15 protein-coding genes are annotated in these 21,133 nt (G+C 41.5%); 11 read left to right on the top strand and 4 right to left on the bottom strand.

The features are described 5' to 3' along the window. Window positions 1-25 precede the first annotated feature (25 nt). Window positions 26-1,627 carry a methyl-accepting chemotaxis protein gene (locus H5090_RS12580; RefSeq protein ID WP_182695861.1) on the top strand — a complete coding sequence of 534 codons (1,602 nt, stop codon included), beginning with the start codon at window positions 26-28 and terminating at the stop codon, window positions 1,625-1,627. Window positions 1,628-1,807: 180 nt separating this feature from the next. Here the strand turns inward: H5090_RS12580 and speE are convergent, their stop codons facing one another. Continuing rightward, complete coding sequence (gene speE, locus H5090_RS12575) at window positions 1,808-2,671, bottom strand: polyamine aminopropyltransferase (protein ID WP_182695860.1); 864 nt, start codon at window positions 2,669-2,671, stop codon at window positions 1,808-1,810. 199 nt (window positions 2,672-2,870) lie between these two features. Between speE and speA the strand changes: the two genes are divergently transcribed. The 4 genes from speA to H5090_RS12555 are packed head-to-tail and all read left to right on the top strand — an operon-like array spanning window position 2,871 to window position 7,892. Then, complete coding sequence (speA, locus tag H5090_RS12570) at window positions 2,871-4,751, top strand: biosynthetic arginine decarboxylase (RefSeq protein ID WP_002959544.1); 1,881 nt, start codon at window positions 2,871-2,873, stop codon at window positions 4,749-4,751. Between the two features lie 60 nt (window positions 4,752-4,811). Next, window positions 4,812-5,690, top strand: a complete 879-nt coding sequence (locus tag H5090_RS12565) for an acyltransferase (RefSeq protein ID WP_182695889.1) — start codon at window positions 4,812-4,814, stop codon at window positions 5,688-5,690. A gap of 25 nt (window positions 5,691-5,715) precedes the next feature. Further along, a complete protein-coding gene (locus H5090_RS12560; RefSeq protein ID WP_182695859.1) occupies window positions 5,716-6,636 on the top strand; it encodes an acetyltransferase in 921 nt (306 codons plus the stop codon). Continuing rightward, a complete protein-coding gene (locus H5090_RS12555; protein WP_002959539.1) occupies window positions 6,633-7,892 on the top strand; it encodes a mechanosensitive ion channel family protein in 1,260 nt (419 codons plus the stop codon). The genes H5090_RS12560 and H5090_RS12555 overlap by 4 nt, the downstream gene beginning before the upstream one ends. Here H5090_RS12555 and chrA read toward each other — a convergent pair. After that, on the bottom strand, window positions 7,849-9,003 hold the full coding sequence (gene chrA, locus H5090_RS12550; RefSeq protein ID WP_182695888.1) for a chromate efflux transporter: 1,155 nt from the start codon (window positions 9,001-9,003) through the stop codon (window positions 7,849-7,851). The genes H5090_RS12555 and chrA overlap by 44 nt on opposite strands. 190 nt (window positions 9,004-9,193) lie before the next feature. Here chrA and H5090_RS12545 point away from each other — a divergent pair, with 190 nt between their 5' ends. Beyond that, window positions 9,194-9,826 carry an OmpA family protein gene (locus H5090_RS12545; protein WP_002959537.1) on the top strand — a complete coding sequence of 211 codons (633 nt, stop codon included), beginning with the start codon at window positions 9,194-9,196 and terminating at the stop codon, window positions 9,824-9,826. On the opposite strand, the gene H5090_RS12540 is transcribed toward H5090_RS12545, so the two are convergent. Then, entirely contained in the window at window positions 9,827-11,605 is a 1,779-nt protein-coding gene (locus H5090_RS12540) for an ABC transporter transmembrane domain-containing protein (RefSeq protein WP_182695858.1), read from the bottom strand. It abuts the gene before it with no gap. Between the two features lie 91 nt (window positions 11,606-11,696). Here H5090_RS12540 and H5090_RS12535 point away from each other — a divergent pair, with 91 nt between their 5' ends. The 5 genes from H5090_RS12535 (at window position 11,697) to pulA (ending at window position 20,280) form a co-directional block, all read left to right on the top strand. Continuing rightward, window positions 11,697-12,095, top strand: a complete 399-nt coding sequence (locus H5090_RS12535; protein WP_182695857.1) for a DUF3224 domain-containing protein — start codon at window positions 11,697-11,699, stop codon at window positions 12,093-12,095. A gap of 17 nt (window positions 12,096-12,112) precedes the next feature. After that, a complete protein-coding gene (locus tag H5090_RS12530) occupies window positions 12,113-12,295 on the top strand; it encodes a hypothetical protein (protein ID WP_024604488.1) in 183 nt (60 codons plus the stop codon). Then, the gene (locus H5090_RS12525; protein ID WP_182695856.1) at window positions 12,296-12,913 is read left to right on the top strand and encodes a LysE family translocator; all 618 of its coding nucleotides are present in this window, start codon (window positions 12,296-12,298) and stop codon (window positions 12,911-12,913) included. 166 nt (window positions 12,914-13,079) lie between these two features. Continuing rightward, the gene (locus H5090_RS12520) at window positions 13,080-15,953 is read left to right on the top strand and encodes a TonB-dependent receptor (RefSeq protein WP_182695855.1); all 2,874 of its coding nucleotides are present in this window, start codon (window positions 13,080-13,082) and stop codon (window positions 15,951-15,953) included. Window positions 15,954-15,975: 22 nt separating this feature from the next. Beyond that, window positions 15,976-20,280: a pullulanase-type alpha-1,6-glucosidase gene (gene pulA, locus H5090_RS12515; RefSeq protein ID WP_182695854.1), complete on the top strand. Its 4,305-nt coding sequence runs from the start codon at window positions 15,976-15,978 to the stop codon at window positions 20,278-20,280. A gap of 87 nt (window positions 20,281-20,367) precedes the next feature. Here pulA and H5090_RS12510 read toward each other — a convergent pair whose 3' ends face one another. Then, the gene (locus tag H5090_RS12510) at window positions 20,368-21,117 is read right to left on the bottom strand and encodes a MipA/OmpV family protein (protein ID WP_182695853.1); all 750 of its coding nucleotides are present in this window, start codon (window positions 21,115-21,117) and stop codon (window positions 20,368-20,370) included. Window positions 21,118-21,133: the final 16 nt, after the last annotated feature.

Below are 21,133 nucleotides of genomic sequence, written 5' to 3'. Positions count from 1 at the left end.
AATATGTTTTTTTTTGGAGTAATTAATGAATTTGAATAGTATCCGCGTCAAAGTCTCTTTTCCTATTGTTATTTTAGGTATTGCTATCTTGTCGTTAATTATTGGGTATTCATACTTAATTAACTTACAAAAAAATGCATTAGATGTGCAATCCGATAAATTTATTAAGGCTGTGTCTCTTGCTTTGAGTGCCGACAGGGATTTGTATCAAGCAAAGGTTGCTGAGTTAAATTTAGTCGCACATAACGACAATAAAGAAGCTTATTTGCAAGAGCATAAAGAAAATGCTGAGCAAGTAACGCAAAGGTTAGAGCAGTACTTAGCTTTGTTATCGGACTATCCAAAAGCTATAAATGAGCTTCGCGGTTTTGATGGTGCTTATAATACTTGGTTAAACGCTTCACTGGCCTATATGAATGATAAAACAAATCTAAAAAAACAGTCTCAATCAGAAAAAGCATTTGACGAATTAAGAGCTACGCTTGATCAAGCTGGTGAATTAGCAGAGCAAACATCGGTTGAAGAAGTTCAAAAACTATCAGACACAATTGCTTCAACTAAGTTAACTATGCTTATTTTTGTCATATTAATTTTATTAGTGGCGTGTTGGTTTAGTTACCTTATTCCTAAGCAATTAACACAGCAAATTAACTATGTAACTTCTCGTATTAACGATATAGCCTCTGGTGATGGCGATTTAACTGGCAGGATCGCTATAACGTCTAAAGATGAATTTTCTGAACTTGCAACGCAGTTCAATCGTTTTCTCGACAACTTACAGCAATTAATTCGCGATATTTTAGAGCAATCAAAAGAGCTAAGTGAATTAGGAGGTGAGTTAAGTCAGGTTGCAAATAAAAACAATGCTGTAAATCAAACGCTCAGCCAAGCCTCTGAGTCAATAGTAAGTGCAGTGCATGAGATGAGTGTAGCAAGTAGAGAAGTTGCAGGTGTTGCTCAGCAATCATCAACAGAAGCTGATAAATCGTTAAATTTAGCTCAGCAAGGACTAACAGCGGTTGCGCACTCTAGTTCTCGTATTATTTCTTTGTCGCAAAATATGGAGCAAGCTATGGCGCGCTCTACAGAACTACAACAAAGTTCTGATAACATTGCCAAAGTACTTGAGGTTATTCGTGCAATTGCAGAGCAAACAAATCTGCTGGCGCTTAATGCTGCTATTGAAGCCGCGCGAGCTGGTGAATATGGCAGAGGTTTTGCTGTGGTAGCAGATGAAGTAAGAACATTGGCTACACGCACGCAAGTAAGCACAAACGATATTCAAAAAATGATAGAGCAATTTGCAACGAGCGTAGAACAATCAATTAAAGCGATAGATGAAGGTAAGCAATTTGCAGATGATGCGGTTGGCTCGTTTAGTCAAACTAATGATGTGCTTAATGCAATGCAAAGCTCGTCTACTAAAGTAAATGATATGGCGATGCAAACAGCGCAAGCGACTGAAGAGCAGACAACGGTTGCAGATGAAATAAGTCAAAACCTATCATCATTAAACGATCAAACTTTAGAAGGGGGGGCGCTTGCTCGAACTACTGAGGATGTATCTAAAAAAATGGAACAATTGACTGATGAGCTAAATCACTTAGTACATCGATTTAAAGTTTAAATAAGCTGATTATTTGGTTAGATAGCTCTTTAAGGTTTTAAAATATAACTGTACTTATGTTGTTTGTTAGCTCGATTTCAGTTTGAATAGTCATTATAAATATAAAAAGGGACTTTAAAAGTCCCTTTTTTAATGCAATTTTAACCTTGAGAAGTCAACAAAGCCTAAAGTGAATTAGTATTATTTTTTATCAAAAGCGCGTTTCATGTAGTTAGGTGTAGCGAGTGCACCATGATGAATACCGCTGTTGTAGTATTCACTTTGCTCAGCTATTTGTGCTGCGCCGTCTTCTCTAAAACCGTCAAATGCTTGTGATTTACGTGCAAGTGTTACCGACCATAAACCGCTTGGGTAAATTGGTTGCGGGAATGGCAGTGTTTGTAAATCGTTAAAGCCTACGCTTAGCATTGCTTCGCGCATTTCAACTAATAATGGCATATGCATAAGAGGTGATTCGCTTTGTTGTACTAAAACACCACCTGGGCGCAGTGCATCTAAACAGCTTGTGTAAAACGCATGATTAAATAAACCTTCACCTGGACCCACCGGATCGGTGCCATCAACAATAACCACGTCGATAGATTCGCTAGCGGCTTCGCGCATGTATTTAATACCGTCGTCAAACATAACCGTTGCACGGGCGTCGTTGTTAGATTCACAAAGCTCTGGGAAGTATTTTAACGACATTTGCGTTACTACTTCGTCTATATCTATTTGCGTTACAGTTTCTACGCCTGGGTGTTTTAATACTTCGCGTAAAGTACCGCAGTCGCCGCCGCCAATAATAACGACGTTTTTAGGGTTTGGGTGCGCTAAAAGTGCAGGGTGGCTGATCATCTCATGATAAAAGAAGTTTTCGCGGGTTGTTACCATAGTACACCCGTCGATGATCATTAAATTACCAAAGTCTGTGGTTTCAAACATTTCTACCTTTTGAAAAGGAGACTGTTTTTCATCTAACTTTTTATTAATACGTAATGAAAATGCGCTGCCATCGCGGTCGCTAATTTCAGTAAACCACTTACTTTGATCTAAATTTGCCATAGTTACTATTACACTTTTTTAGGTTGAGTATGAAAAAGGGGCAATTCTGCCAGTGCTTGGCGTTTTGCTCAATGACATTTTAACTGATTTGACGAATAAAGTTAGTTAGGAGTGAGTGAAAGTTCAATTTTTGTTAGCCTAGTGGATAGTGACGTATTAAAATGCGCCTTTATACCTAATTGACTAAAGAAGAGTTGCCATGACCTGGGGTTTAGAAACAGCACGCGCCACTTATAACGTTGCTCATTGGAGTGATGGTTATTTTGATATTAACGCACAAGGCGAACTGGTGGCTTACCCAGATGGCGACCAAACAAAACCGGCCATTTCTTTAACGCAATTAACTGAGCAGTTTAAGCAACAAGGTTTAACGTTGCCGGTTTTAGTACGCTTTACTGATATTTTAAAAAATCGTGTAGACACACTTACTAACGCGTTTACGCAAGCGCGAGCAAATCGTGAATATAACGGAAAATACACCTGTGTTTACCCAATAAAAGTAAATCAGCAACGTTCTGTAGTAAGTAAGCTATTAGCGCATCCAAGCGGGCTTGTTGGCCTAGAAGCAGGCTCAAAGCCAGAACTTATGGCTATTTTGGGCGTAGCAAAAGAGCCAATCACAATAGTGTGTAACGGCTATAAAGACAGTGAGTTTTTACGCTTAGCATGTATTGGTCAAGCCATGGGTCACAGCGTAAAAATTGTGGTAGAGAAACTTTCAGAACTAACCACACTACTTGAAGAAATAGACAACCTAGGCATTGAACCTGCTATTGGTATTCGTATTCGCCTAAATTCAGTAGGCAAAGGCAAGTGGCAAAACACGGGCGGCGAAAAAGGCAAGTTTGGTTTAACGGCAGGCCAAGTACTAAGTGCTGTTGAAGTGCTGAAAAAGCATAATAAGCTGCACTTAATGCAAATGGTGCATTTTCATATTGGTTCTCAAATTGCCAACATTCGTGATATTCACCGTGCTTTGCGTGAATGTGCACGCCACTTTGCTGAACTTACGCAATTAAATGTACCGTTAAATACCGTTGATGTGGGTGGCGGATTAGGCGTTGATTACGAGGGCTCTGGCTCGCGCAGCGCGTGTTCAATGAATTACACCGTAGAAGAGTACGCGCGTAATGTAGTGAATGCATTTGCAGAGGTGTGCGATCAGCATAACCTTACGCATCCGGCCATTATCACCGAATCGGGGCGCGCTTTAACCGCTCACCATGCGGTATTAATTACCGATGTAATTGACGTAGAAAAAGCGCCCAATCATTTAAATCCAGAGCCACCGCTTGAAAATAGCGCGTTAGTGCTTGATGAAATGTGGCAGTGTTTACAGCGTTTAAACCCGCGTATGGCACTTGAGATTTATCACGACGCTATGCACTTATTTAGCGAAGCGCACGATCAGTACGTGCATGGCTTAGTAAGCATGCTAGAGTGGGCGAAAATAGAGCAGCTTTACTTTACTATTTTACATCGTGTACGTGCATCGCTTAGTAATAACGCGCGCGCGCACCGTGAAGTCCTCGACGATTTAAACGAAAAGCTTGCCGATAAACTCTTTGTTAACTTTTCATTATTTCAGTCATTGCCTGATGTATGGGGTATTCAGCAATTGTTTCCGGTTATGCCAATCGAAAACTTAACTCAACCATTGACTCAGCGCGCGATTATTCAAGATATTACCTGTGACTCTGACGGGCAAATCCGCGAATACGTTGAAGGCGCTGGTATCGAAACCAGCCTACCAATACCAGAATATAAACACGGCGAGCAATACCATATTGCGATGTTTATGGTGGGTGCATATCAAGAAATTTTAGGCGATTTACATAACCTATTTGGTGACACTGATTCTGTGCATGTAGAGCTTAACGATGAAGGTTATGTGTTAACCAATGCCATAAAAGGTGATAGCGTTAAGGATGTATTAAAGTTTGTTGACTATGATAGCGCCATTTTAGCTGACAACTTTGCGTACCAAGTTAATAAACTTGATGTATCAGCGCAGTGTAAAGAAGGTTATTTAGCTGAGCTTAATGCAGGCCTTGAAGGCTATACCTATTTTGAAGATTAATTTGTAAGCAACTGAAAGCGCAGTATTAGTGGCTGCGTAATGTTTAAAGGAATGGAAGTAATGTCAGTTATTCGCGGTGTATTTAGTATTATTTTTTACACAATAAACACACTTTTTTGGTTTGTGCCTATTTTTATTTGTGGGCTTATAAAGCTTATACCTATTAAGCCTCTACAAAAGATTATGAGCTGGGCTGCAAAGCAATTTGCAACTATTTGGGTGACCTTTAATAGCTTAAATCAAAAGTTATTTACGCCAACTAAACTTAATGTAACTGGCCTTGAAGACCTTAAGTTAAAGGATTGGTACCTAGTAATTGCAAATCACCAAAGCTGGGTCGATATTTTAGTATTGCAGCGCGTGTTTAACCGTAGAATTCCATTTTTAAACTTCTTTTTGAAAAAAGAGCTTATTTACGTGCCTATTCTAGGTTTGTGTTGGTGGGCGCTTGATTTTCCGTTTATGACTCGCACGAGTAAAAGCCAATTAAAAAAGAATCCAAAGCTGCGTGGCAAAGACTTAGAAACCACGCGTAAAGCCTGCGAAAAATTTAAAGAGATGCCAGTAAGTGTGGTTAACTTTGTAGAAGGCACTCGTTTTACTACACAAAAGCACGCGCGCCAAAATAGTCCGTTTCCACATTTATTAAAACCAAAAGCGGGCGGTATTGCTTTTGTAATGCAAGCAATGGGCGAGCAAATTACTAAAGTGGTTAACGTTACAATTCATTACCCAGATGGCATTCCTACATTCATGGATTTTGCAGGTGGTAAGGTAAAAAATATCAACGTACACGTGGATGTAAGGCCTGTAAGCGAAGAGCTTATTGGTGACTACACCGGCGATTCTGAATTTAGAGTACGCTTTCAAAGCGAGCTAAATCGTTTATGGGAAAATAAAGAGCAAACATTACAATCGCTCGAAAAACACCCCAAATAAAAGGCAAAAATATGAGCTTACAGTTATGCTAAAAAAGTGGTTACCAAATTGGCTTAACGGCTTAATTGTGGGCTGCGTATTGTTTTCTAATGTAATGCTTTTTGGCTCGCTAGTATTTGTACTAGGGCTTATTAAGTTATTACTGCCTTTGTCTGTTGTTAACTCTTTATTGCATAGCGCTTATCGAGGGTGGTGTAATGGCAATCGGTTTGGCTTGTGGCTAGGTTGTCCTAATATTGTGGTTGATATAAGTGGCGATTTAAATTCAAAAAGTTGGTATTTACTTATATGTAATCACACGAGTTGGTTAGATATAACCGTGCTTAGCTCATTACATGCATTGCCAGCCCCTAAGTTTTTTTTAAAAGATGAATTAAAATACGTGCCTTTTATTGGCACTGGTGCGTGGGCTATGGGTATGCCGTTTATGAAACGGGTAAGCAAAGCACAGCTTGCTAAAAACCCAAAGTTGAAAGGGTTGGATGTAGAGCGCACAAAGCACAGCTGTCGCAATTTTCGTCAATATCCTACTACCATCGTTAATTTTGTTGAAGGCACACGCTTTACGCCAGCTAAGCATAATCTGCAGCAAAGTCCTTTTAAGCACTTATTAAAACCCAAAGCGGGTGGCATTGCTTTTGCGCTTGAAGTGCTAGCCAACCAATTTGATGCCATGCTAAATACAAGTTTAGTGTATAGCGGTAAAACAGATCACGTTTGTCGGAACTTACTCAAAGGCGAGCTAGATTCTATTTATGTTTCAATAGACGTAACGCCCATTAATGACAATATGCAGGGCAGCTATCAAACCGATGACGTATTTAAAGCTAATTTTCAACATTATGTGAATGAGCTATGGGTTGCGAAAGATCAGCAGCTTGCCGATATTTATGCTCAACAAGATTTACCTGAACCACAAATCAGTAAGGAAATTGAAACACTATGACCAACACCCACCTACAGGAGTTAATCGCTCCTTGGTTTGAAAAAGTACCCGATGCGGATTTTCTTAGTTCTATTACCGCAGTTTCAATAGGGATTTTTTCTTTATTAATTGTTTACTTATTTACTCGTAGGTTAATGTTACCAGGCATTCAAAAAGTGGTAACTAAGCTTTCGCCTCAACGTATTGGTTCGTTGTCGCCTATGCTTAATAAGCTTAATAGACGTATTGCAGGTATGCTTTGCTGCGTATTATTTTTGGCGACCTTTGACAGTGTTTATCCGGTTAATGAGCTGACCGCTGAAATTTTGAAAACGGTTGGCCAAGCCATACTAATTATTCATGTAGGTTTTATTTTTAGCAGTATTGTAAGTATTGCGGGTTCTATTTATAACCAATTGGAGTTTGCACGCGAAGTCCCTATTCAGGGCTTAATTCAGGTTGTTAAGCTAATCACCTTTATTGTGTGTGCTATTTTAATTGTAAGTATTTTCCTTGAGAAGTCACCCACTTATATTCTCTCTGGCTTTGGTGCTATTGCAGCTGTTACGTTATTAGTATTTAAAGACACTATTTTAGGCTTTGTAGCGAGTATTCAAATAGCAGCAAATCGCCTAGTAACTTATGGTGATTGGATTCAAGTAGAAAACTACGGCGCCGATGGTGAAGTAATTGATTTGGGTTTAAATACTGTAAAGGTACGTAACTGGGATAACACCATAACAACTATTCCAACTTATATGCTAGTTGCGGGTTCGTTTAAAAACTGGCGCGGTATGCAAGAGTCGGGCGGTAGACGTATTAAACGTTCACTTAATATAGATATGCACAGTATTTGTTTAGTAAGTGATGAATTTAGAAAGCAAATAGATGCGGCTATTCCGCTTCATGACTATATCCGAGTGACGACATTACCCGCTCAAGTTTCTAATTTAGGGCTGTTTCGTCGTTATGCTGAGGGCTATTTAAAGCAGCACAGTAAAATTAATACGTCGCTTACGTTAATGGTACGAGAGCTACAACCAATGAACCACGGGTTACCGATTGAGTTTTATTGCTTTAGTGAAGACAAACGCTGGATTTCGTACGAGCATCTACAAGCCGAAATAATGGACCATTTACTTGCAGTATTGCCAGTGTTTGGGCTTAGGGCATATCAAAGTGTTAGTGGGCAATTAAGCCCTCCTAACGAGCAACAAACAGATAAGCCAACATTTAGAGTGATGGCAAATAGTGCTGCAAAAGACCCACAGCAATAAATAAAGCTAAGAGCCACCAAATAGGTGGCTTTTTAAATCGCAGCCATGCAAATGTAATTATTACTAACGCAACCTGCCAAAGGTTATGCACAGCCGATGTCCAAATTGGTGAATACAATGCGGCCGCTAAAAAACCGACTACCGCTGCATTAAGCGCCGCTATTGAACTTGCAAAACGTGGCTTACTTGCCAAATTAATCCAACTCTTCTGAAGCGCCAGTATAAGTAAAAAACCAGGCATAAATATAAGCAGTGTAGCTATAAGGGCACCCACTAAAGGCTGCTCAGTAGTAAGTTGTGCGCCTAAGTAAGTAGCAATAGTAAACATTGGCCCTGGCACTGCCTGTGCACTCGCGTAAGCACTTAAAAACTGATCATCACTCAATGCTGGTACGCCAGCTTGAAGTACCGGCAGTACTACGTGTCCGCCGCCAAACACCATTGCACCCGCTTGGTAAAAAGGGGTAAACAAAGCAAACTCATGTCCTAGTGGAATAAAGCTAACCCCAAGTAAGAGCGCAAATAACCCCAGTGCAATCCAATTAATATTACTGTTTTTACTGCTAACATCGTCTGCTACTGTGCCAAGTTTTAATAAAGGCCATATAGCACCTACTGTTGCAGCAGTGATTAAAATCGCTATTTGAGTTCCCATCATTGGAAATAACACCAAGGCAAGTGTACTCATTATCGCAAGTAACTTAAGCGCTGCACTTGTACAAAAGCTTTTAGCCATACTAAGTGTTGCATCAGCGACTATAACAACGGCAAATAACTTTAAGCCTGCAATAATTGCAAAGTAAACAGCGTCAAACTGATGGGCACTAACCGCAAGCAGCACCATTATTAAAAACGAAGGCAAGGTAAAGCCTACAAAAGCAGCTATACCACCCAGTACTCCTGCACGCTCAACACCAATAGCAAAACTAACTTGGCTAGAGCCTGGCCCTGGTAATGCTTGGCTTAAACTAATAAGTTGTGCGTAACGGGTGTTAGTTAGCCAATTTAACGAATCTACAAAGTGGCGCTTAAAATAGCCTAAATGCGCAGCGGGGCCACCAAAACTCATGCACCCTAGTAAAAAAAATTGTCTAAAAATAGCAATTAACATTGCGCCAATATCCTTTGTAAAATTCATTAAATTGTCACAGCGTAGTATGACATTTTTATTAAAACGGCACATTAGTTTGAGGTCTGTTTAACAATCATGCAAGATGCGCTGCTTTTAACACTCTCTTCATAGTTTGTTCATACATGTATTTGCATACTCTTGCTAAATTCTTAATGAATAGGGTATCACCATGACTTTAACTAAATCACTTTTAAGCGTAACCGTAGTAGCTGTATTACTTTCTGGTTGTGAAATGAATAACACCGGCAAAGGTGCGGCTATTGGCGCAGCAGCGGGTGGCGTATTAGGTAAAGCAACAAGTAACCATAAAGATAAGCGTATTTTTATAGGCGCTGCTATCGGCGCACTAGCTGGCGCTGCAGTGGGTAACTACATGGATAAGCAAGAAGAAGCATTTCGTGATGAACTTGCAGGCTCTGGTGTTGAAGTTGTACGTGAAGGAGATAACTTGCGTTTAGTTATGCCATCTAATATTACGTTTGCGACCGACCAATCTTATATTTCGTCTGGCTTTAACGATACCTTAGATGCTATTGCTAAAGTGATGAACAAATACGAAAAAACGTACCTAAGTATTGAAGGCCACACAGATAGCACAGGTAAAGACAGCTACAACATGAACCTATCGCGTGAACGTGCTCAAAGCGTTAAAAACTACTTAGTGAACCAGCAAATCATGGCTGAGCGTGTAAGTACTATGGGTTATGGCGAAACACGTCCAATTGCGACTAACGATAGTGCAAATGGCCGTGCTCAAAACCGCCGTGTAGAAATTCAAATAGTACCAAACACTGAAGAATAATTAGTCTTTATTAAACTGTAATTCACACAGTTTTTGATACAACGGGTTACTTGCTACTAATTCTTGGTGGGTACCCGTTGCTATAATCTCTCCATTTTCCATTACCACAATCACATCGGCATGTTTAACCGTTGCTAGTCTATGGGCAATAATAAGCGTGGTGCGGTTTTGCATTAAATGCTCAAGCGCTGCTTGTACATGGTGCTCACTTTGAGCATCGAGTGCGCTGGTGGCTTCATCAAGAAGGAGTATTTCAGGGTCTTTTAGTATGGCACGCGCAAGCACAATACGTTGCTTTTGCCCACCCGATAACCGCACACCTTGCTCACCTAAAAAACTGTTATAACCTTGCGGTAATTGTTTAATAAATTCATCTGCATGAGCATGTTTGGCAGCGGCATATACTTGCTCGTCACTTGCTTTTGGGTTGCCGTAGCGAATGTTATGCATTACATCGGAGCTAAACAAGATAGGGTTTTGCGCGACCATACCCATTTTACCTCTGAGGGTATTAAGCGATAATTCTTTAATGTTTATATCTTTAAATTTAATGGCTCCGCTAGCCGGATCGTAAAAGCGCTGTAGTAATTCAAATAAGGTTGTTTTACCTGCGCCAGAAGGGCCAACAATAGCCACAGTTTGGCCTTGAAGTATATTTAAACTTATTTTATTAAGTGCGCTTACGTCTGGGCGAGAAGGGTAGTTAAAGCTTATATTCTCAAGCGTAATAGCAGGGCTGTTACTATTTTTTAGTAAGTAACTATCTTGTGGATTTAGTGGGTTTTCTATCTCACTTTTAACAGCAAGTAACTCAAGTAATCTTGCAGCTGCGCCCGCTGCGCGTTGTAGTTCGCCATATACTTCAGCAACGGTTGCCACCGACATTGCTACCATAATAGCGTAAAACACAAAGGCTCCTAGCTCACCGCCAGTCATGGTACCTGCTAATACGTCGCTGCCGCCGACCCACAGCATTGCGCTAATAGCGCTAAAAGTTAAAAATATTACCGCTGCAATTAAAAACGAACGTTGCTTAATGCGGCTTTTAGCCACATTAAAGGCTTTTTCGGTTTCAAGTGCAAAAGCGTGCTGCTCTTGCTCTTCGTGGCTATAGCTTTGCACAACTTTAATATTTTGAATGATCTCGCCGGCATAGGTGCTTATATCGGCTATGGCATCTTGGCTGGAGCTTGCAAGTTTGCGCACCTTTTTACCAAATATCATCATAGGAACAAGTACCAACGGCACACAGGCTACAACCACTAAAGTAAGTTTTAAATTAGTAAACAACAGCATAGCAAGTCCACCAACCAGCATAAGTACACTGCGAAGCGCCATAGAAAATGATGAACCAATAATTGATTGCAGTAATGTTGTGTCGGTTGTTAAACGCGACATAAGCTCGCCACTGCGGTTTTCTTCAAAGTAGCTTGGGTGCAAAGTAACAATGCGATTAAACACGGCTTTGCGAATATCGTTACTGACTCGCTCGCCAATCCACGACATTAAATAAAAGCGGCTAAACGTGCCTACGGCCAATAAACTAATTAAACCAATAAGCACCAATACAGCTTGTTGTAGCTGATCTTTAGAGCCAGCTATAAAGCCATGATCTATGACAAACTTAACCCCTTGACCTAGTGATAAGTTAACACCAGCGGTGACTAAAAGGGCGGCAAGCGCCGCCACTACCATCCATTTATACGGTTTAATAAACGCAAAAATAGGTAATAAACTACTAAAAGCGGCTTTTTCGGGCTTAGGGCTTGTTTTTGACATAGTGGATTCTTTTTAAAGGTTAAGGTATAGATATGGCACTAAGATAATAAAAATCAATACTTTTAAACATTAGCATCAATAAGGAAACGTTATGACTACTGCAACCGTAAGTGGAGAATTTAATGTAAATCTAGCCCCAATTGAAGGCTACGCAAGCGGCCAAAACGGCGTCAATTTAGGGCGTATGTCGATAGATAAAACATTTAAAGGTAGCTTAAATGCCACCAGCCAAGGCGAAATGCTAAGCGCCATGACTCCTACACAAGGCAGTGCCGGTTATGTTGCCATAGAGCAAGTAATAGGCGAGCTTGAAGGTAGAAAAGGCAGCTTTGTATTACAGCATTTTGGTACTATGGATAAAGGCCAAGACAGCCTAATTTTAAATGTAATTCCCGACTCAGGTACTCATGAGCTAGAAGGGTTAACGGGCAGTATGAAAATACGTATTGAGCAAGGGATTCACCACTACGATTTTGAATACACGTTATAAGATACTCAAGGATTAAAATGCAAAAAGTAATCGAATTTAGAAAGACCCGTTTTTTGGGTGGGGTAGATATAGTCGCACTGAATGACCGCATACAGGAATTAAACCAAGATGGCTGGAAAGTAATAAACGCAGTGCCCTTGGCAGGTTTTTATGGGCAAGTGCACGGTTATACATTACTTATTGAAACTGACGAGCTTTAAATGACATTTACAGTATGGTTAAGCCTAGCGGCTATTTGCATGATGGGCGCAATGTCGCCAGGGCCAAGTTTAGCGGTAGTTTTAAAGCACTCACTTAACGGCAGTATGAAAAACGGAATGCTTGCCGCGCTCAGCCATGGTACTGGTGTTGGGTTATACGCAGGTGCATCGTTATTAGGGCTAGGCGCTTTAATGATGCAGTTTCCGACTGTTTATCAAATACTGGTGTATTTAGGCGCAGCCTATTTGGCGTATTTAGGTATAAAAATATTGCTAGCAAAACCGAGCAATAACGAACTTGAAGTACAAAAAAGTGAAGTAAGTGCTGGCCAAGCTTTACAAGATGGCTTTGCTATTGCCTTTTTGAACCCCAAGCTCGCTATTTTCTTTTTAGCCTTGTTCTCGCAGTTTATTGACCCTCAGCTACTTACTTTAAGTGTGGGTATAATTATGTGTTTAACCGTGTTTGTAATTGATACCGGCTGGTATTTGCTGGTGGCGTTGCTGACAGAGGTTTCAAAAAATCGCTTTGGCTTTACCAAGCAAAGTCCGTGGCTTGATAAAATACTAGGAGTCGTATTTATTGCCCTTGCGATAAAAGTGGTGCTAAACCTTTAAATCGCGTTCCCGATGCAGGGGCGCGAGCCTACATGCCCCTGCAGCCTAACCCTCATGCCCTGCATACGTATTCATCACATTAATTTTACCTTTTAGTTACAATTTGTTGGTTGTGTTTTAACCAACACAGCAACACCTGACAACAATAACTCAAAGGTTCACACACATGGACAAGTTTAAACTAAGTGCACTTATGCTGGCTTTATTTGCCGCTAATAGTGCATTGGCTGCAAACGAAGACTCAACAAATCAATCACCCAGCACACAAGCTGAAGATTTAGAAATTATTGAAGTGCGAGGCTTTAGTCGCAGTTTAATTCAATCTTTAAATCAAAAGCGTTTTAGCGATACGGTGTCAGAACAAATTTCTGCCGATGATTTAGGGGCACTGCCTGATATTTCAATGGCCGATGCACTAACACGATTACCTGGTATTTCAGCGGTACGAACGGGCGGACAAGCGGCGCAAATTAATATACGCGGGCTGTCGGGCGGGTTTGTATTTTCAACACTTAATGGCCGCGAGCAAGTATCTACAAGTGGCAGCCGCAGTATTGAGTTTGACCAATATCCGACAGAATTAATTAGCTCTGCGGCGGTATACAAATCGCCAAAGGCATCGCTTATTGAAGGTGGCGTGGCCGGTACGGTAGAGCTTGAAACCGCCAGTCCACTTAATAATGATCAAACGCATAAATTTGTAGCTAATGTGCGCGGTATGTATAACGACCGCGCCTCAGAGGTATCGGATGCCACTGAATTTGGCGATCGAATTAGTTTTTCGTATCAAGGCAAATACCTAGACGACACATTAGGCGTAGCGCTGGGCTATGCGCGTTTGTTTCAGCCAAGTGTAGCAACGCAGTTTATTGGCCTTGCGTACAACGACACAAAAGACGTTGATGGCGCAGCTAACGATACCAATGGCCCTTTAGCTAACCCTGAGAACGAATACATTAGCGAAGGCTTTGAGCTACAGCATTTAGGCGGCGAAGAAACCCGTAATGGTTACTTAGCAGCTATAGAGTGGGCGCCGGTAGATAACTTTACATTAAAAGGTGATGCGTTTTTATCGCGCTTTGATAAAGAGTCGTTTGCTCGCGGCCTGAGGGTTAAATTAGGCGGGCCAACAGCTGCATATGCAAACGCTCAGCTTGATGGTAATGCCGTAATAGGCGCAGCGGTTAACCGTACTTCGCAAAGCTATACCCGCGTTGAAATAGTGAACGACGACAACCAAGACTTTGACGAAGTCGACAGTTTTGGCGTGAATGCTGATTGGCAGGTAACCGATAGATTAAACGTAAATGCCGATGTGTCGCTCTCTCGCGCAAAAAGTAATTTTAGAAATGGCTTACTGTGGAGCTTAGTAGCAGAAGATGCCAATGCAGAAACGCCAGTATTTGATAACAACGTAGCAATTAACTATCAATTAAACGGCTTAAATTTACCTGACGTTGGGTTTAATCAGGCGGCCGCCTTTAGTGATATAGACCGTGTAATGGTCAGTAAATACGGAATTTACCCAGATCAAACAGAAGATGAAGTAACTGCATTTAGGCTCGACTTTAAATACGAGCTAGAAAGCGACATATTTAGCTCAGTAGAGTTTGGTGCGCGCTACTCAGATAGAGAGTACAGCCGTAAACGATCGGTATTTGAGTACGGTAACGACGGGGCGTTTTCAGCAACGCAACCCCCTTTGCGTTTAACCGACGATATGGCCTCTGTGGTTGACTGGCAGGGCGAGTTTAGTTATTTCCCATCGTATTTAGCCATTGACTTAGACAAAGCACTTAACGCATGGTTTCCAGATGGTACGCCAGAGCCTGTTCAAACATGGGGTAATGCCGATGGCGTAGACGACGCGCAAGGTTATACAACTAACTATTCGTGGTCAGTGCTGCAAAGCGGCTCGGTGTTTGAAGATGTGCTAGCTGCGTACGTTATGGTAAACATTAACACGCAAATTGCCGGGCTCGACCTATCGGGTAATGTGGGTGTGCGCCGCGTTGAAACCGACCAATCTGCAACGGTACTAGAGAACGTAGCAGGCGATGCGCGCTTAGGTGCGCAAAATATTGTTGATGAGAACGGCATTGTAAATAATTTATACGCACCTAATGTATTAGGCACTAAATACACCGACTACTTACCATCATTAAATTTAAACCTGCAATTTAACGATAATTCACTTGTACGCTTTGCTGCGGCTAAAGTAATGTCGCGTGCGCCAATTAACCGCTTAGCGGGCGATGCCAGTGCAAATGTGAGTGATGATGGTGTTATTAATGGTTCAAGTACTAATAACCCATTTTTAAAACCTTTTTATGCCGACCAGTACGACTTATCTTACGAATATTATTTTGAAGAAGGTAACGGCACTATCGCAGCAGCGTTATTTTATAAAAATATAGACTCGTTTGTTGAAACCTTATCAATCGAAAACTTCGACTTTAAAGGCAATGGCTTTAACGTACCTGACTCTATAGAAGACCCAGTTAGTGGCGAGCAAGTTGCGACAATAAACGGTATTTACACCACGGCAGTTAATAACGGTGAAGGTGGCTACATTAGAGGGCTAGAGCTTGCGTATACGCAAGTGTTTAGCTTTTTGCCTGCGCCATTTAATGGCTTAGGTGCTAATGCAAGTTACTCATACACCGAAAGTGAAATTGAATCGATTACCAGTTTAGGGGGCGATACATTAGCGCAATCTTTACCTGGGCTGTCTAATAACGTGTTTAATGCCACGGTGTTTTATGCTTTAGAGGATTTTGAAACCCGCCTTAATGTGCGTTACCGCGATGAATTTGTATCAGAGCAGGTTGCCATTAACGAGCAAGTGGTTAATTTTGATGCCGAAACTGTAGTCGACTTTCAAACCTCTTATCGCTTTAGCGACTCGCTAACAATGCTTTTGCAAGTTAATAACTTAACCGATGAACCAACCCAAAGTTACTTTGGCTCAGAGCAACGAACAGGGACGACTCAGTACTTTGGTCGTCAGTTCTACCTTGGTTTTACATACAGTCATTAATTAGCAAACGGAGCGTTTAAAAATGAAAATTATAACTATGTCTAAATATTTGCTAATAACGTTAGCGTTAATGCTATTAGCAGCATGTGGTGGAACAGATGATGTTGAATCTGGTGAACCATTACTTACCTGTAATGTGCCACAAGTCCCTAATGAAGCCGGGTCACAATGTGTCGATCCCGAACCTATATCGTGCCCTGCACCTACAGTACCTGATGAAAATAACGAAAGTTGCGTGGTTGGCGCCGACCCAACCCTGCCAGACCCTGTTGTATTTGCAGGGGAGGGAGAGGCGGTTTTATTTTATAACCGCTTAGCCGATGATAACTACGAAGGCTACCGATTACATTCGTGGAATAACGATGTGTGTGATGCTTATGCACCACCATTTGATACCAGTGATTGGGCTAACGGCCATGAATACGATGGTATTGATCCAAACTACGGTGCGTACTGGATAATTAACCTTAAAGAGGGTTATAACGAATGTGCCAATTTTATTATTCATATTGGTACAGAAGGATCAGGTAAGGCGTTTGGTGATGTGGATTTAACCATGCCGCTGATGCAAGACGATGAAACCTTTCAGCGTATGAACTTTACCATTCATGGCGAGCCTTCGGTGTTTGAATACCCTATATTAAGTTTAGGCGAACGCGCAGTTGCTATAACAGGTGCTTCAGCGCATTGGATTGATTTAAATACTATTTTGTATAAACCAAGTAACGAGCTTACAAGCCTGATTAAGTTACATTCATCAGCTACGGCTGAGCTTGAAGTGGATATTGATACTGGTTTAAACGGCGATACTGTTACGCTGCAATCAAGCAATATCACTGATGAGCAAGCGTCAAAAGTACCGCATTTAACCACCTGGAACGCATACGAAGGAAGTTGGGATACAAGCACGGCTAAAACACTTATTAAATCGCAGCTTGTTATTGCAGGTTACGATAGTGAAGGTAAGCTTCTAGAAGCAAGCTATGTGCAAACCGCTAAAGCACTCGATGCCCTTTATACGCAAGGCGAAGACGATGCTAATGAAGCTGTGCTGGGTGTAAATTATGGCAATAACGCGATTGATGTAACTGTGTGGGCACCCACCGCTAATAATATGATGCTAAACGTGTTTGATGATGCAAAAACACAAGTGCACTCTACGCCAATGACATTAAATACACAGACAGGTATTTGGCAAGCAAGTGTAGATATGCAATACGACCGCCACTACTACCGCTTTAATTTTGATGTTTACCACCCACTGACTCAGCAAATAGAGTCGCTTTGGAGCACAGACCCTTACTCACTAAATGTATCTACCAATGGTTTATACAGCCAGTTGATTAATTTAGCCGATGAAGACACTAAACCAGAAGGGTGGGATACACGCCTAATTCCTACTGTAGAAAACCCAGAAGATGCGATTATTTACGAGGGCCATGTACGTGACTTTAGCGCACGCGATAAAAGCGTAATAGAGGCTAACCGTGGTAAGTACCTTGCGTTTACTGAGCTAAATAGTGCTCCTATGCAGCACTTACAAACTTTGGCTCAAAATGGCTTAACGCATTTTCATTTATTACCTATTACTGATATTGGCACCATAGATGAAGACATCAGTAAGCGTGTAGATATTAGCGATACGCTAGGTGATTTATGTGAGCAAATCAACGATGAAGCCGATGCGTGTAAAACCCAAGATAAAAGCAGCACCATTATTGATTTAATGAGCGGTTATTTACCAGGCTCAGATGACGCACAAGCACTTGCTAATGCTATGCGCAGCTTAGATAGCTTTAACTGGGGTTACGATCCGCATTACTTTATAGCGCCTGAAGGCTCGTACGCCTCAAGCCCAGAGGGCATTGCCCGCGTTAAAGAAACCCGCGCTATGGTGCAATCACTGCAATCTATTGGTCTGCGCGTAGTGCTTGATGTGGTTTATAACCATACAACATCGTCGGGTATTTGGGACAAGTCGGTATTTGATAAGCTAGTACCGGGTTATTACCACCGTTATAACGAAGTAAGTGGTGAAATAGAGCGCTCAACATGTTGTGAAAATACAGCTACAGAGCATGTAATGATGGATAAGTTTGTTACTGATTCATTGGTTATTTTAGCGCGTGAATTTGGCTACGACAGTTTTAGATTTGATGTTATGGGGCACATGCCAAAATCGTCAATTCTTGCAGCACGTGATGCAGTGCAAGCTGTTGATGAAGATAACTACTTTTATGGCGAAGGTTGGGACTTTGGTGAGGTGGCAAATAACCGCTTATTTGTGCAAGCCAAACAAGCCGATATGGCCGGTAGCGAAGTAGGTACCTTTAACGACCGTATTCGTGAAGCCGTTCGCGGCGGCGCATTATTTAGTAATAGCTCAACGGATGGTAATTTAGCAGAGCAAGATACTTTACGTTTGTCGCTTGCGGGTAATTTACAAAACTACATTTTAAAAGACTTTAAAGGTAACTCAGCAAAGGGTAATAGCTTTACTTGGAATACTCAGCCAACGGCGTATGCACTAGACCCTGCCGATAGCATTCATTACGTATCTAAACACGATAACGAAACACTATGGGATCAGCTGCAATATAAACACAGCACTAATATGAGTATTGAGCAGCGCGTTCGTGCTCATAATATGGCGTTAGCACTTCCGCTTATGAGCCAAGGTATTCCATTTATGCAAATGGGCGCCGACTTGCTGCGTTCAAAATCGATGGATCGTAACAGCTACGACTCTGGCGACTGGTTTAACTTTGTTGATTTTACCCAAGATACCAATAACTGGAATATTGGCTTGCCACCCGCGCAAGACAACGAAGTGAAATGGCAAGAAATTATGCCTATTTCTGCTAATACCCAAGCGGCCGCACAGCCACAAGATATTACCTTTGCACATTATGTATTTAACGAGTTTTTACAAATACGTAGTAGCAGCGCACTCTTTAGATTAACCACAGAGCAAGATGTTATTGAGCGAGTGGGTTTTCATAACGTAGGTAAAGCGCAGCAACATGGCTTAATAGTAATGAGCATTGATGATGGCGAAGGGCTAACAGACTTAGACCCTGCATTTGACGCGCTTGTTGTCGTGATTAACGCAACCGAGCAAACCCTTAGCCATACTATTGCCACCGCAGCGGGTTTTGAATTACACGACGTATTAAAAAACAGTGTTGATGCAAGCATGGCCAGCGCCAATTTTGCCCAAGGCGATAACGAAGGCACATTTACTGTACCGCCTTACACACTAGCTGTTTTTACTAAAAACCAAGGTGAGAGCCAAGGTGTTGGTTTAAGTGCAAATGCAACCGTAGGCGCGCCTGATGTAGTACCTTATGGCAGCACCGCTGTGTTTGTGCGCGGTAGTTTAAACGACTGGGGCACACGCGATGCATTTGAATATATTGGCGATGGTGAATACCGTATAGCAATTGCACTAAGCGCTGGCGATTACGAATTTAAAATTGCCTCTGAAGATTGGTCTACAGTTGATTTTGGCGCGCTTACTGACGCTGATAAAGATGTAGTTGAAAACCAAAGCGAGGCATTAACGCGCTCAGGTGCAAACATGACATTCAGCGCTGCTATTGATGCAACCTATGTATTTTCACTTGATGCTTCAAACCCTGAAAATCCAACGCTTACTTTATACAACGAAGAGCCATTTATAGGCACTGCTATTTATGTGCGCGGTACGCTTAATGACTGGGGAGTAACCGATGAGCTAAGTTATAAAGGTAAAGGCATTTACACCTTTACTAAAACACTGAGTGCTGCAAGTTATGAATTTAAAGTAGCGTCAGAAGATTGGAGCACGGTTGATTATGGATCGGCTGAGGGTGATGCCAGTGTAATGGTTGGCACCGCAGAGCAGTTGTCGGTTGCGGGCGCGAATATGACCATAAACATTGCAGAAGAAGGTGAATACCAGTTTATATTTGACGCCAGTGATTTAAATAACGTATCGCTAAAAGTGCTCAACGGCGAAATGTTTGCACAAACAACGGTATTTATTCGCGGCAGCTTAAATGACTGGAGTACTGATAACCCGCTTATGTACGAGGGTGATGCAATTTACTCTACATCAATAGATTTAGAAGCAGGTGACTACGAATTTAAAGTAGCGTCTGAAGATTGGAGTACCGTTGATTACGGTGGAGCAGGCGATACGCCGGTAGTGGCAATTGATGAACTAACACTACTTGAAGCCGTAGGTGCCAATATAGCACTAAATATTACCGAACAAGGTACTTACTCCTTCAAGGTAATAGGCCCAGATAGAGAGAATGTGAGCATACTTATCAACAAACAGTAGCGGTTATATTTTCCCAGACCTAAGCCGAGCATAGCCCTGTATGCTCGGCTTTTTTAATGCCTAATTAATACCTAACAAAAGGGGGGATTAAAAACGATAGTTAACCGACATCATAACAGTCGTGGTGTTATCGGTATCAATAATGGGTGAGTCTTCAATATCAGAATCGAGCTGCTTATAGTTAACCATGGCATTTACGTTCCAGTTTTTATTAATGTAATACATTAAAAATAAACCCGCATTGTAGTTAACCGTAGAACCAAGTTCGTAAGGCGCATAGGTGGTAGATTCGCCCAGTGCTACACCATAATAATAGTTAGATACATCACTGCTATTTAGCTCAACACCTACAGAAGGAACGAGCATTAGTTGTTTAGATAACTTAATAGGGTAACTGTAATTGGTTTTAAATTTAGCGCCATCGCCGTGGCCTATTACATCATGGGTAGCACTGGCGCTTATTTTACCAAAGCTTGCAGTGTAACTAACCTGCGTGCCAGCGTAGAGTGATAGCTTTCTATCGTCTAAGGCTTTTATGGCTGCAAGGTCTGAATCTGAGGTATCAAAGTTATCTCCTGGCTCTAAAACTAATGACCAGTTAAAACCTTGCTGCTCCACTAATTTATAATCAAGCGAAAAACCTTTAAAACTAAGCCTTTCGCCTTCGTAAGTAATGATAGGTAAAAATAGCGTTTCACTGTCGGTACCTGCATAAGGTGAGCTGGTAGAAATGACACCGCCCCCTAAAGAAAACTGCGACTCAGCTTGAGCAGTAATGCTGCCAAGTGCAAGTGTGCCAACTAATAACCGTAGTGAGTTTTGTATATAAGTGTTCATAGGAGCCTTGGTGTTA

It is taken from the genome of Pseudoalteromonas sp. SR43-5 (assembly GCF_014163835.1).
Taxonomy (GTDB): Bacteria; Pseudomonadota; Gammaproteobacteria; order Enterobacterales; family Alteromonadaceae; genus Pseudoalteromonas; species Pseudoalteromonas distincta.
This window is presented reverse-complemented; position numbering and strand designations above follow the sequence as displayed.